This window comes from Stenotrophomonas sp. MMGLT7, assembly GCF_021168555.1.
GTDB lineage: Bacteria > Pseudomonadota > Gammaproteobacteria > Xanthomonadales > Xanthomonadaceae > MMGLT7.
Map to the genome: position 1 here is coordinate 228,023 of NZ_JAJOZS010000004.1, position 12,960 is coordinate 240,982.

11 protein-coding genes are annotated in these 12,960 nt (G+C 70.2%); all 11 read right to left on the reverse strand.

Annotation, left to right across the window (positions count from 1 at the left end):
• Nucleotides 1–84: 84 nt before the first annotated feature.
• Entirely contained in the window at nucleotides 85–1,293 is a 1,209-nt protein-coding gene (locus tag LRX76_RS07715) for a D-alanyl-D-alanine carboxypeptidase family protein (protein ID WP_231803740.1), read from the reverse strand.
• Between the two features lie 118 nt (nucleotides 1,294–1,411).
• Nucleotides 1,412–2,872, reverse strand: coding sequence for a septal ring lytic transglycosylase RlpA family protein (locus LRX76_RS07720; protein WP_231803742.1), 1,461 nt, complete (start codon nucleotides 2,870–2,872; stop codon nucleotides 1,412–1,414).
• Nucleotides 2,869–4,029, reverse strand: a complete 1,161-nt coding sequence (gene mltB / locus LRX76_RS07725; protein ID WP_231803744.1) for a lytic murein transglycosylase B — start codon at nucleotides 4,027–4,029, stop codon at nucleotides 2,869–2,871. Before mltB ends, LRX76_RS07720 begins: the two co-directional genes overlap by 4 nt.
• A gap of 221 nt (nucleotides 4,030–4,250) precedes the next feature.
• On the reverse strand, nucleotides 4,251–5,030 hold the full coding sequence (locus LRX76_RS07730) for an acetoin reductase (protein ID WP_231803746.1): 780 nt from the start codon (nucleotides 5,028–5,030) through the stop codon (nucleotides 4,251–4,253).
• 90 nt (nucleotides 5,031–5,120) lie between these two features.
• Nucleotides 5,121–6,533, reverse strand: a complete 1,413-nt coding sequence (locus tag LRX76_RS07735; RefSeq protein WP_231803748.1) for an NAD(P)(+) transhydrogenase (Re/Si-specific) subunit beta — start codon at nucleotides 6,531–6,533, stop codon at nucleotides 5,121–5,123.
• A 3-nt stretch (nucleotides 6,534–6,536) separates the two neighbouring features.
• Nucleotides 6,537–6,863 carry an NAD(P) transhydrogenase subunit alpha gene (locus tag LRX76_RS07740; protein WP_231803750.1) on the reverse strand — a complete coding sequence of 109 codons (327 nt, stop codon included), beginning with the start codon at nucleotides 6,861–6,863 and terminating at the stop codon, nucleotides 6,537–6,539.
• Nucleotide 6,864: 1 nt separating this feature from the next.
• Nucleotides 6,865–8,007: an NAD(P) transhydrogenase subunit alpha gene (locus tag LRX76_RS07745; protein WP_331716762.1), complete on the reverse strand. Its 1,143-nt coding sequence runs from the start codon at nucleotides 8,005–8,007 to the stop codon at nucleotides 6,865–6,867.
• Nucleotides 8,008–8,152: 145 nt separating this feature from the next.
• The gene (gene rodA / locus LRX76_RS07750) at nucleotides 8,153–9,259 is read right to left on the reverse strand and encodes a rod shape-determining protein RodA (protein WP_231803754.1); all 1,107 of its coding nucleotides are present in this window, start codon (nucleotides 9,257–9,259) and stop codon (nucleotides 8,153–8,155) included.
• Nucleotides 9,256–11,319, reverse strand: coding sequence for a penicillin-binding protein 2 (gene mrdA / locus LRX76_RS07755; protein ID WP_231803756.1), 2,064 nt, complete (start codon nucleotides 11,317–11,319; stop codon nucleotides 9,256–9,258). Before mrdA ends, rodA begins: the two co-directional genes overlap by 4 nt.
• Before the next feature lie 9 nt (nucleotides 11,320–11,328).
• Nucleotides 11,329–11,814 carry a rod shape-determining protein MreD gene (gene mreD, locus LRX76_RS07760; RefSeq protein WP_231803758.1) on the reverse strand — a complete coding sequence of 162 codons (486 nt, stop codon included), beginning with the start codon at nucleotides 11,812–11,814 and terminating at the stop codon, nucleotides 11,329–11,331.
• Nucleotides 11,811–12,818, reverse strand: coding sequence for a rod shape-determining protein MreC (gene mreC / locus LRX76_RS07765; protein ID WP_231803760.1), 1,008 nt, complete (start codon nucleotides 12,816–12,818; stop codon nucleotides 11,811–11,813). Before mreC ends, mreD begins: the two co-directional genes overlap by 4 nt.
• Between the last annotated feature and the right edge of the window lie 142 nt (nucleotides 12,819–12,960).

Sequence of the window (12,960 nt, forward strand, 5' to 3'; positions counted from 1 at the left end):
AGCGCGGGCGGCGCAGCCGCAAACGCGCGCGGGCCGGGAGTCGCCTCCCGGCCCGCGCGGCGACGGCTCGATGCCGGCCGTGCGCTACTCGGACTTCCACCACATCCAGAACGCGTCCCACAGGCGCTTGAAGAAGCCGGCCTCCTCCACCGCCTGCACCGCCACCAGCGGCGCCTGCGCGATCACCTTGCCGTCCAGCGTGACCTTGACCGTGCCGACCGCCTGGCCCTGCTTGAACGGCGCCACCAGCTGCTTGGGCAGGTCGATGCTGGGCTTGAGCTCCTCGTAGCGGCCGCGCGGCACGCTCACCAGCAGCGGCTGGGCCACGCCCAGCTGGACCTCGTCGGCCTTGCCCTTCCACACCTTCTGCTGCGCCACGGCCTTGCCCGGCTCGTACAGGCGGTGGGTCTCGAAGAAGCGGAAGCCCCAGTTCAGCAGCGCCAGGCTGTCGTCGGCGCGCTGGCGCTCGGAGACGTCGCCCATCACCGCCGCGACCAGGCGCTGGTCGCCGCGCTGGGCCGAGCTGAGCAGGCAGTAGCCGGCCTCGGAGGTATGCCCGGTCTTGATGCCGTCCACGCTGGGGTCGCGCCACAGCAGCAGGTTGCGGTTGGGCTGGGTGATGTTGCCGACGCGGAATTCCCTGATCTTGTTGTAGGCATAGGTCTCGGGATAGTCGCGCACCATCGCCCGGCCCAGCAGCGCCAGGTCGTAGGCGGTGGTGTAGTGGCCCTCGGCCGGCAGGCCGTGCGCGTTGACGAAGTGCGAATCCTTCATGCCGATCTGCGCGGCGTAGTTGTTCATCAGCGCGGCGAAGGCCTCCTCGCTGCCGGCCACGTGCTCGGCCAGGGCGATGGCGGCATCGTTGCCGGACTGGATCGCCATGCCCTTCTCCATGTCCTCCAGGCGCGCGGTCTGGTTGACCGGGAAGCCGCTGTAGCTGCCGTCGGTGCCGGCGCCGCCCTCGCGCCAGGCGCGCTCGCTCATCATCACCTGGTCGTCGCGGGTGATCTTGCCGTTCTTCAGCTCGGCGGCCACCACGTAGGAGGTCATGACCTTGGTGATGCTGGCCGGGGCCACGCGCTCGTGGATGTTCTCGCCCGCCAGCACCTGGCCGGTGGCGTAGTCCATCAGGATCCAGGACTTGGACACGGCCGGCGCCGGGGCCGGCGGGATCTGCACCGGGGCGGCCGCGGCCGTGGCCGGTGCCGGGGCCGGCTGCGGGGCGGGCGCCTGCGCGGAAACCACGCCGAAGGCGAAGGTGGCCAAGGCGGCGGCGGCAAAACGGAATTTCATCGGAAAACAACTCCTGGCAGGCCAAGCAGGCCGAAAAACGGTGATTGTAGGACGATGCCCGCCGCCACGGGCGAACGCGCGCACGCGACGGCGGTGAAGTCGGCGGCAGCGGCGGTGGTCAGTCCTTGACGATCTGCGGCCGCCCGAACCCCAGACCGGCGATGCGGCTGGCAAGTTCCGCGGCCGAGGCATGGTCCGGCGCCGGCACCCGCAGCCGCCACATGGTGCGGCCGCCGCTGGCGATGTCGCTCAGGCTGGCGCCGGGGATGCCCGCCGAGGCCAGTTGCGACAGCGCCCGGTTGGCGTTCTCGCGGCTGGCGAAGCTGGCCACCTGCAACAGGATGTTGCCCAGCGCCGACTGCATCATCGTCGGGCTGGCGGCAGCCGCCGGCTGCGGCGCCGGGGCCGGGGCCGCCGCGACCTGTGCCACGGCCACCGGCGCGGGCGCGGCGGCCTGCGGCTGCGGTTCGGCCGCGGCGGCGCGGGCGCTGCGACGGGACTGGCGAGCGGGTGCGGCCGCCACCGTCGCGGCGGGAGTTGCGGCGACCGCGGCCGGCTTGCCGGTGGCCACGCGCACGCCCTGGGACTTCATCCAGGCGTCGAAGTTGTCGGCGTTGCCCGGATCCTTGGAATCGGCCACCCGGTAACGCCAGCGCTCGCCCGGCGCGGTCGCACCCGCAGCAGGCGCGCTCGCGGCCGGAGCGGCGGTGGCGGCTGGCGTGGCGGCCCTGGCGACGGCCGTCGTGGCAGGCGCGGCGGCCACGCTCCTGGCCGGCAGGCGCTGCACCAGCCTGTCGATGTCGCTGGCCGCGGCGGGCGCGGGCGCCACGGTGCTGGCTGCGGCGGCGCTGGCGACGACGGTGCCGCCGCCCTGCATGCGGCGCCTGGCCAGCAGTCCGGCGTTGTCGGCCTCGGTCAGCGCGCGCACCTCCACCCGCCCGGTGCCGCGCTGGGTGATGCCCAGCTTCACCGCCGCCGCGTAGCTGAGGTCGACCACGCGGTCATCGTGGAACGGGCCGCGGTCGTTGACCCGCACCACCACCGACTCGCCGTTGTCCAGGTTGGTCACCAGCGCGAAGCTGGGCAGCGGCAGGGTCTTGTGCGCGGCGGTGAAGGCGTACATGTCGTACACCTCGCGGTTGGAGGTCAGGCGGCCGTGGAACTTGCCGCCGTAGTAGGACGCGGTGCCCTTCTCGACATAGCCGGCGACGTCGTTCATCACCTTGTAGGTCTTTCCCAGCACCTGGTACGGCGACTGGTTGCCGATCGGCGAGCGCGGCTCGTTGCTGACCAGCGGCTCGGGGATGCAGGCCACGTTGGGCACGTAGTCGGGCGTGGTGTCCTTGACCCCCGGCGCGTACAGGCCGCCGGCGGTGTAGTTGCCGCGCGTGGACAGGTCCTCCTGCGCGGCGGCGTAGGGCGAGGTCGAGGGGCAGCCGGTGGCGACGTGCGCCGGCCCCTTGCCCTGCACCTTCATCCCGGCCACCGCACTGCTCGCCGCGGCCGGCTTCTTGGGGGCGCTGCTGCACGCGGCCAGCGCCAGCACGATCAATGCGGGGACGAGCGGTTTTGCGTTCATGCCGGCGGCAGCTCCTGTCCGGCGATGGCCTGGGACAGCTGGAACACGGCCATCGCGTACATCTTGGAAATGTTGTAGCGGGTGATCGCGTAGTAGTTCTGGAAACCGAGCCAGTACTGCTTGCCGGTGCTGGCCTCCAGCGTGATCGGGGTGGCGGTGGCTCCGGCCGTCACCGGCGCGCTGGCGTGGTAGCCGCGCGCGGACAGCTCGGCCAGGGTGTAGCGCGGCGTCCAGTCGGCGGGATTGAATTCCTCGTGGCCGGCGGCGAGCGTGGCCGGCACCGCGACCTGGCCGCCGCGCACCCAGCCGCCCTTGCTGACGAAGTAGTTGGCGATCGAGGCAAAGGCGTCGTCGTAGTCGCTGAACAGGTTGCGGTGGCCGTCGCCGTTGCCGTCCACCGCGAACTCGCGGTAGCTGGAGGGCATGAACTGGCCCAGCCCCATCGCCCCGGCGTAGCTGCCGGTGAGCGAGGCGATGTCCAGCCGCTCCTCCTTGGCCAGCGCGAACAGCTGCCCCAGCTCGTCGCGGAAGAACAGCTCGCGGCGCACTTCGCGTTCGAGCTTGTCCGGATCGCCGCTGCGCGGGTAGCGGAACGCCAGCGTGTACAGCGCGTCGAGCACGCGGTACTTGCCGGTGTTGGCGCCGTAGCTGGTCTCCACGCCGATGATGGCGACGATGACCTCGGCCGGGACGCCGGTGGCGGCCTGCACCCGCATCAACTCGTCGCGATGCTGCGCCAGGAAGGCGCGGCCGCCGTTGATGCGCGCCTGGCTGATGAACATCGGCCGGTACTCGTTCCACGGCTTGACCCGCTCGGCCGGGCGCGACATCGCGGCGACGATCGCATCCTTGAACTGGGCCTGGGCCAGGGTCGCCTCGATGCTGGCCGGGTCGATGCCGTAGCGGGCCGCGGTGTCGCGCACGAAGTTGGCGCGCGCGGTCTCGAACGGCACCGGGGTCAGGTCCACCGGCGGCGCGGTGGGCGCGGCGGCCTCGGGCGCGGCCTCGGCCGGCATCGCGGACGCGGCCGGCGGGAGCGCGGCGGGCGTGCCGGTGGGCTGGGTCGCGGCCTCGGGCGGGGGCGACGGGGACTGCGGCTGGGTCGCACAGGCGACGAGGCCGAAGGTGATCAGGCAAGCCAGCAGGCGTCGGGTCATCGGGCGAGACTAGCAGATTTCAGATGAAGTCCGCTCAATAACACCATGAAACAAAAGAAATTTACAGCCCCACCCTTCTATGGGTTTGGTCGTGTTTCAGGGAACGGGACGGCACAGGCGCGATCGGTCGGCGCCATGGCGTGCATTGCCGCCATGCGCCGCGCGAAAAAACGCCGCCGCCGCATCCCGCCCCGGGATGCGGGCGGCAGCACCCCAAAGACTCAGCGGTACACCAGCCCGCCGTCGATCAACGGCGCCTGCCCGGTCATGTAGTCCGAGTCGGGGCCGGCCAGGTAGGACACGAAGGCGGCCACGTCGTCCGGGGTCTCGGCCCGGCCCAGCGCGATGCCGCCGACGAACTTCTCGTAGGTGGCGCCGATCGGCGCACCGGTGACCTCGGACATGCGCTTGTCGATGTCCACCCACATGTCGGTGCCGACCACGCCCGGGCAGTACGCGTTGACGTTGATGCCGTCGCTGGCGTACTCCTTGGCCGCGGCCTGGGTCAGCGCGCGCACCGCGAACTTGGTCGACGAGTAGACACCGAGCAGCGCATAGCCCTCGTGCCCGGCGATCGAGCTGGCGTTGATGATCTTGCCCTTCTGCTTGCGCGCCTTGAACTTGGCCGCCGCCGCCTGGATGCCCCACAGCGTGCCCTGCACGTTGATGCGGTAGATCCGCTCGACCTCCTCGACGGTGACGTCGGCCAGCGGCTTGACCTGGCTGATGCCGGCGTTGTTGACCATGATGTCGAAGCCGCCCAGTTCCTTCTCGGCGTGGTCGACGGCCGCGAACACCTGGTCGCGGTCGGAGATGTCGGCCACGAACGTGGTCGCCTTGCGGCCGAGCGCGCGGATCTCGCCGGCCACCTCCTCGATCTTGTCGGCCTTCACGTCCACCAGCGCGACGGCGGCGCCGTCACGTGCCAGGCGCAGCGCGATGCCGCGGCCGATCCCTTGTCCGGCGCCGGTGACCAGCGCCACTTTTCCTGCAATCGTCATGAGCATTACTCCCTGCGGCGATGCCGCAAAACCTGTTCCGGCTGGTTGATGCAGGGCAGGCGCCGGCGCGGATGCGCCGGCGCCCGGACCTCATTCGCCCAGTGCCTTGACCGACTGCACCATGCTGTTGAGCACGGCCAGCGCGTCGCCATAGACCATGTCGCAGTTGTCCTGGTAGAACAACAGGTTCTCGACGCCGGCGTAGCCCTTGCCCTGTCCGCGCTTGATCACGAACACCTGGTGCGCCTGGTCCACGTTGAGGATCGGCATGCCGTAGATCGGCGAGCTCTTGTCGGTGCGCGCGGCCGGGTTGACCACGTCGTTGGCACCGATGACCAGCGCCACGTCGGTGCTGGCGAAGCTGTCGTTGATGTCGTCCATGTCGTAGATCAGGTCGTAGGGCACGCCGGCCTCGGCGAGCAGCACGTTCATGTGGCCCGGCATGCGCCCGGCGACCGGGTGGATGGCGAACTTGACGTCCACGCCCGCGGCCTGCAGCAGCTTGACGAACTCGTACAGCTTGGCCTGCGCCTGTGCCACCGCCAGGCCGTAGCCGGGGACGATGATCACGCTGCTGGCATAGCGCATGGTCACGCCGGCATCGCCCGCATCGACCGAGGTGATGCTGCCCTCGATCTTCTGGTCGCCGCCGGCCGCGCTCTCGCCGAAGTTGCTGAACAGCACGTTGGCGAGCGAACGGTTCATCGCCTTGGCCATCAGGAAGGTCAGCAGGGTACCGGCCGAACCGACCACCATGCCGGCGATCATCAGCGCAGGGTTCTCAAGCGCGAAGCCTTCCAGCGCCACGGCCAGGCCGGTGAAGGCGTTGTACAGCGAGATCACCACCGGCATGTCGGCACCGCCGATCGGCAGCGTCATCAGCACGCCGAAGGCCAGCGCCAGCACGAAGAACAGCAGCGGCCAGGTCAGCGAGTCGGTGCCGTAGGCGACGGTCAGCCCGCCCACCACCACCGCGGCGATGAACACCAGGCCGTTGAACACGCGCTGGCCGCCGAAGCGGAAGGCGCTGTTCATGCGCCCGTCGAGCTTGGCCCAGGCGATGATGGAGCCGGACAGCGAGATCGAACCGATCAGCGCGCCGAGCACGGTGACGATCTGGTGCAGCAGGCTGGCCTGCTCGCCGCCATGCTCGAACAGCACCACCGCCGCCAGCGCCGCGGCCGAACCGCCGCCCATGCCGTTGTACAGCGCCACCATCTGCGGCATGTCGGTGACCGGCACCTTCTTGCCGCCGCGCCATGCCCAGATGCCGCCGATGGCCAGCGCCAGCAGCGCCAGCACCACGTTGGTGGTGCGCAGCGGCATCGCCTCGGGCTGTACGTCGACGAGGTAGAGGAAGCTGACCGCCACCGCCAGCACCATGCCCCAGCCGGCGACGATGATGCCGTGCGTGGCGGTGACCGGCGAAGACATGCGCTTCAGGCCGAAGATGAACAACAGGACCGCGACAAAGCCGCCCAATGCAACCAATAGACTGGCCATGGCTTACTCCTTTGCGGCCGTGGGGGCCGCCTTGTTGCTTGGCTTGAACATCGCCAGCATGCGTTCGGTGACGACATAGCCACCGGCCGCATTGGCCGCGCCAAGCACCACGCCCACGAAGCCGATGGCCTGGCCCACCGGGCTGGTGGCGTTGAACAGCGCATGCAGCGCACCGACCACGACGATGCCGTGGACGAAGTTGGAACCGGACATCAAGGGCGTATGCAGGATCGACGGCACCTTGCCGATGACCTCGTATCCGGTGAATGCGGCCAGCATGAACACGTACAGCGCGACCAGCCAGCTCATTGTCAGTAGTGCGGAATCCATCTCAAGCCTCCTTTTCCAACAGCGCCGCCGCGGCCGCGTTTAGAATCTTGCCGTCATGCGACAGCAGCGTGCCTGCCACCACCTCGTCGGTCAGGTCCGGCGCCAGCGCCCCGTCCTTGACGATCAGTCCGAGCAGGTTGAACAGGTTCTTGGCGTACAGCTCGCTGGCGTGCTGCGCCAGTCGCGACGGTACGTTGAACGGTGCGATGATCAGTGCCGGGCCGATGGCGACGTCCTTGCCCGGCTCGGCGCCCTCGCAGTTGCAGCCGCTGTCGGCCGCCAGGTCGACGATCACCGAGCCGGACTTCATGCCCTCGATCTGCGCGCGGCTGACCAGTTGCGGCGCCTTGCGCCCGGGGACGTTGGCGGTGGTGATGATCAGGTCGGCCTTCTGGATGTGGCGGGTCAGCACCTCGGCGGCCTTGGCCTGCTCTTCCGGCGTGAGTTCGCGGGCGTAGCCGCCCTGGCCGGTGGCGTCGATGCCGGTGTCGACGAACTTGGCGCCGACCGATTGCGCCTGCTCGCGCGTCTCCGGACGCACGTCGTAGCCCTCGGTGACCGCGCCCAGGCGCTTGGCGGTGGCCAGCGCCTGCAGGCCGGCCACGCCCAGGCCCATCACCAGCACCTGCGCGGCACGCAGCGAGCCGACCGCGGTGGTCATCATCGGCAGGATCCGCGGCAGGTGCACCGCGCCCAGCAACGGCGCGTAATAACCCGCCAGTGCGGCCTGGCTGGACAGTGCGTCCATTGCCTGCGCACGGCTGATGCGCGGCACCGTCTCCATCGCGAAGCAGGAGATCTTCTTCTCGCGCAGCACCGGCAGCAGTGCCGGGACCTTCTGCGGATAGACGAAACTGGCGAGCCACGCGCCCGGTTTCATTGCCGCCACCACTTCCGGGGACGGCGGTTGCACGGCGAACACGACATCGGCCGCGGCCACCAGCGACTTGGCATCGTCCTGGAACTGGACGTCCTTGTAATCGGAGTCTCGGAAGCGTGCGGCCACGCCGGCACCGCGTTCCATCACCACCTCCGCACCCAGCTTGGCGAACCGCGCCAGCTGCGAAGGCACCATCGCAACGCGGCACTCGTCCGCTTGCGTTTCCTTAAGTACTGCAATTTTGAAGGCCATAAACAACTCCATGGGGAGTGACGGGGCGAGTATGCGACCGGGCAATTGACAAGGGTATTGATGGAGATCAAATTGCCCCGGATACAAACGCACGATCAGAACGGCGGTGACGAACGCGTCGACGCCGGCATGTACTTTGGTGCCTGCAGTGGAACTTTCAGTACCCGTGTACGGGACGGTATTCCCTCACTGCCATCACTAGCCCCAGGCTGGCCAGCAGCGATACCGCCGAGGTGCCACCATAGCTGATCAGCGGCATCGGCACCCCTACCACCGGCAACAATCCCGAAATCATGCCGCCGTTGACCAGCACGTAGACGAAGAACGCCAGGCCGGTGGCGCCGGCCAGCAGCCTCGAATAGGTATCGCGCGACTGCGCGGCGATCCACAGGCAGCGCGCGATCACCACCAGGTACAGCGCCAGCACCGTGGCCACGCCGATCCAGCCGAATTCCTCGCTCAACACCGAGAAGGCGAAGTCGGTGGTCTGCTCGGGGATGAAGTTCAGGTGCGACTGCGAGCCCAGGCCCCAGCCCTTGCCGTCGAAACCGCCCGAGCCGATCGCGATCTTGGACTGGATGATGTTCCAGCCCGCGCCCAGCGCATCGCTCTCCGGGTCCAGGAACATCAGGATGCGGTCCTTCTGGTAGGGCTTGAGCAGCCAGAACCAGGCCACCGGCGCGACCGCCGCCACGCCCGCCACCGCCACCCCGACCCACCACCACGGCAGCCCGGCCAGCAACAGCACGAACACGCCGCTGGCGGCGATCAGCACGCCGGTGCCGAAGTCCGGCTGCAGCATGATCAGCGTGGTCGGCACGCCGATGATCACCGCCGTCGCCAGCACCGCGGGAATGCGCGGCGGCAGCGGCACCCGGTGCAGGTACCAGGCCGCCATCATCGGCAGGCTGATCTTCAGCAGCTCGGCCGGCTGCAGGTAGAACACCTTCAGGTCCAGCCACTGCCGCCCGTACTTGCCGGTGCCGAGCACGAACACCGCCAGCAGGGGCAGCATCGACAGGCCGTAGATCAGCGGCGTCCACGCGCGCAGGCGCGGCACCGGCACCCGCGACAGCAGCCACATCGCCGCCAGGCCCACCGCGAAGCGGCTGCCCTGCGCGATCACCAGGCCGTCGCCGCCGGCGCTGCGCATCACCGCCAGGCCGACCGACATCAGCGCCAGCAGCGCCAGCAGCAGCGGCCAGTCCAGCGTGCGCGTGGCGCGATGGCCGATATCGCCCAGCCAGCGCAGGAAATCGCTCATTGTCCGTGCTCCGGGATCTCGGACGGCACGTCCGGCGGCGGCGGCGGAAGCGGCGACGCAGCGGCGGCCGGCTCGATCACGGCGGCGCCGATCTGCACCGGCAGCGTGCCCAGCTCCAGCGCGGCCTGGTCGCCGGCCTGGCGCAGCTGCGGGTTCTCGGCCACGAACGGATGCGCGCCCAGGGCGGTGGCACCCAGCTCGCTGTCCAGCGGCTGCAGGCCGTCGGGCATGCGGCCCAGCAGCCAGGCATCGAAGATCTTGCGGCCGATCGGCGCGGCGGTGCTGCCGCCGTAGCCGCCGCCCTCCACCGCCACCGCCACCACGATGGTGGGGTTCTCCGCCGGCGCGAAGCCGACGAACAGCGAGCGGTGGCGCAGGTGCATCGGCAGGCTCAGCGGGTTGACCGCGGCGGTGCCGCGGCGGCTGGTGACCTGGGCGGTGCCGGTCTTGCCGGCCATGGTGTACGGCGCCCCGGCGGCCACGCGCGCGCCGCTGCCGCCGGGCTGCATGGTCGCCATCATGCCCTCGCGCACCGCGCGCAGGTGCTCCGGGTCCGGGCTGATCGGCTTGCCCGGCGGCTGCGGCAGCGGCTGCCAGTCGCTGTCGAAGCCGGTGCGCTGTTCCACCGCCAGGTGCGGCCGCCGCAGCTGGCCGTCGGCGATCCCCGCCACCGCGCGCACCAGTTGCAGCGGCGTCACCTTCCAGTCGCCCTGGCCGATGCTGGCGTTGACGGTGTCGCCGGGATACCAGCGCTCCTTGCGCGCCTTGTACTTGGCCTGCGGCGAGGGCAGGATGCCGCCGATCTCGCCGACCAGGTCGATGCCGGTGGGCTGGCCCAGGCCGTAGCTGCCCAGGTACTGGTCGAAGCGCTCGATGCCCAGGTCCAGCGCCAGCCGGTAGTAGTAGGTGTTGACCGACTGGGCGATGGACTTGCGCAGGTCGGTCCAGCCGTGGCCGCCGCGGTTGGCGTCGCCCCAGCCGCGGCTCACTCCCGGCAGGTAGAACATGCCGGTGGACAGCACCCTGTCCTCGGGCCGGCGCACGCCGCTGTCCAGCCCGGCCAGCGCGATCATCGGCTTGATGGTCGAGCCAGGCGCCACCCCGCCGAGCACCAGGCGGTTGAACTGCGGCCGCGAGGGGTTGTCGTTGAGCGCCTTGAAATCGGCATGGGAGATGCCGTTGACGAACAGGTTGGGGTCGTAGCTGGGCAGGCTGACCATGGCCAGGATCTCGCCGCTGCGCGGATCCATGGCCACCGCCGCGCCCTCGAAGCGGCCGAACGCGGCCACCATCGCCCGCTGCAGGTCGGCGTCGATCGACAGCCGCAGGTCGGCGCCGGACTGCGCCTGCACCCGGCCGACGGTGCGGATCGCCCTGCCCTGCACGTTGGTCTCCACCTGCTCGTAGCCGACCTTGCCGCGCAGCTGCTGCTCGTAGTAGCGCTCCAGCCCGGACTTGCCGATATGGGTCAGCGCGGCATTGCCCTCGCCCAGCGTCTCCAGGTCCTTCTCGTCGATGCGGCCGACGTAGCCGATGATGTGCGCGAACAGCTCGCCGTAGGGATAGCGGCGGGTGAGGTAGGGCTCCAGCTCCACGCCCGGGAAGCGCCAGCGGTCCACCGCGAAGCGCGCCATCTCCTCGTCGCTCACGCGCAGCTTCAGCGTCACCGGCAGGAATCCGCGGCGCGCCTTGCGCTCGCGGTTGAAGCGCTCGATGTCCTCCGGGCTCAGCGCGACCACCTTGCCCAGCCCGGCCAGCAGCGCGTCCATGTCGGCGACCTTGTCCGGGGTGACGTCCAGGCGGAACGCCGGCACGTTCTCGGCCAGCAGGCGGCCGTTGCGGTCGTAGATCATGCCGCGCCCGGGCACCACCGGCTTGGGCTTGATGCGGTTGGCCTCCGAGCGGGTGGCGTAGATGTCGTGGTCGAGCACCTGCAGCTTGAAGTACCAGCCGCCCAGGCCCAGCAGCGCCAGCAGCACGACGGCGAAGCCGAGCGCGGCGCGGCGGCGGAACTGCTCGGCCTCGGCGTGCGGGTTCTTGACCTGGCGGCTGGACATCATGGCCCCGGCCTACTTGCCGCGCCTGCCCAGCCGCAGCGCGTCGAGCACCACGAACAGCGGCGCCCACAGCAGCGCGCCCAGCAGCGGCGCCCACCAGTACAGCCACGGCAGCGTCGGCTCGCCCATGGCCAGGTGCGCGGCGGTGGCGACGATGCGGTCGTTGACCAGCAGCCCGCCGATCGCCAGCGCCTGCTGCGACAGCGGGAAGAAGCGGATGCGGGCGCGGAAGCGCTGCAGGATGAAGGCCATGATCACCAGCCGCAGCGGCTGCTCGCCGAGCAGGCCGCCGTACAGCAGGTCGGCGACCACGCCGACCGCGAAGGCAAAGCCCAGGCCGACCTTCTCCGGGGTCTCGATCACCCAGTAGGCCACCACCAGCGCCAGCCAGTAAGGCCGCAGCGGCTGCAGCCAGCCGGGCAGCGGCAGCAGGCCCAGCAGCAGCGCCAGCAGTACGCTGACCGGGAGCACCCAGGTCTTGCTGCGCGGGCGGCTCACGGGCCCGTCTCCTGCGGAGCCGGGCGGGAATCGGGAGAGGCAGGCGCGTTTCCCGGCACGGGCGGCACGGCTTCGCTCTTGCCGTTTTCCGCATCCCGCGCCGGCTCCACAGGTGCCGCGCCTTCGCTTTTGCCCACTGCCGATTCCCGACTCCCGATTCCCGCTGCGGCAGCCGGCGCCTGCCGCAGCAGCAGCACGTCGCGGCCGCGATCGAGCTGGGCCGCCGGGGTCAGGTCGCCGACCAGGAAGGCATGGGTGTCGTCGGGCCGCAGCGCGGCGATGGTGCCGACCGGGAAGCCGGCCGGGAAGCGCCCGCCCAGGCCGGAGGTGACGATCTCGTCGCCGACCTGCACGCCGGCACTGAGCGGGACGTCGCGCAGTTCCAGGCGGTCGCCGCGGCCGTAGACGATCAGGCGCACGCCGGTGCGCGCCACCGTCACCGGCACCGCGTGGTCGGGGTCGGTCAGCAGCAGCACGGTCGAGTGCATCGGCGTGGTCGCGATCACCTGGCCCATCAGCCCGCCGGCGTCGATCACCGCCTGCCCCACCTGCACGCCCTCGCGGCTGCCGGCGTCGAGCACCAGCCGCCGCCGGGTCGGGTCCAGGTCGATGTCGAGGATCGGCGCCAGCTGCACGTCCAGGCCGCTGCGCTCGGCCACGTTGAGCAGCTCGCGCAGCTGGGCGTTGTCCAGCGCGGCGGTCTGCAGCCGGGTCAGCCGCGCGTTGGCCACCAGCAGCTGGTTGCGCAGATCGCGGTTCTCCTCCACCAATTGCGCATGGGTGGCGGCATTGTCCTTGACCTGCACGCCGATGCGCCCGGGCAGCCCGGCCAGCGCCCACACCGGCTGCACCAGCAGATTGGCCTGCCCGCGCAGCCGCGCCAGCCAGTCCGCCTGCGCATCGAGCACGATCAGGGCGATCGCCAGCGCCAGATAGGCCAGCAGCCGCAGGGGGCCGGCGGCTTCACTCGGACGGACGGCAGCGGAGGGACCGTAGGACGGCACGGGTTAAGGCCGGGAGTGGGAAATGGAGAAAAGGGAATAGGAAGGCAGAAGCATGCTCCGTTTCGACCATGCGGGGGCAAGCTCGGCGTTTCTGGCAGGAACCGGGAGGTGCCATCGACTGGAAAGGAGCCACCCCATTCTC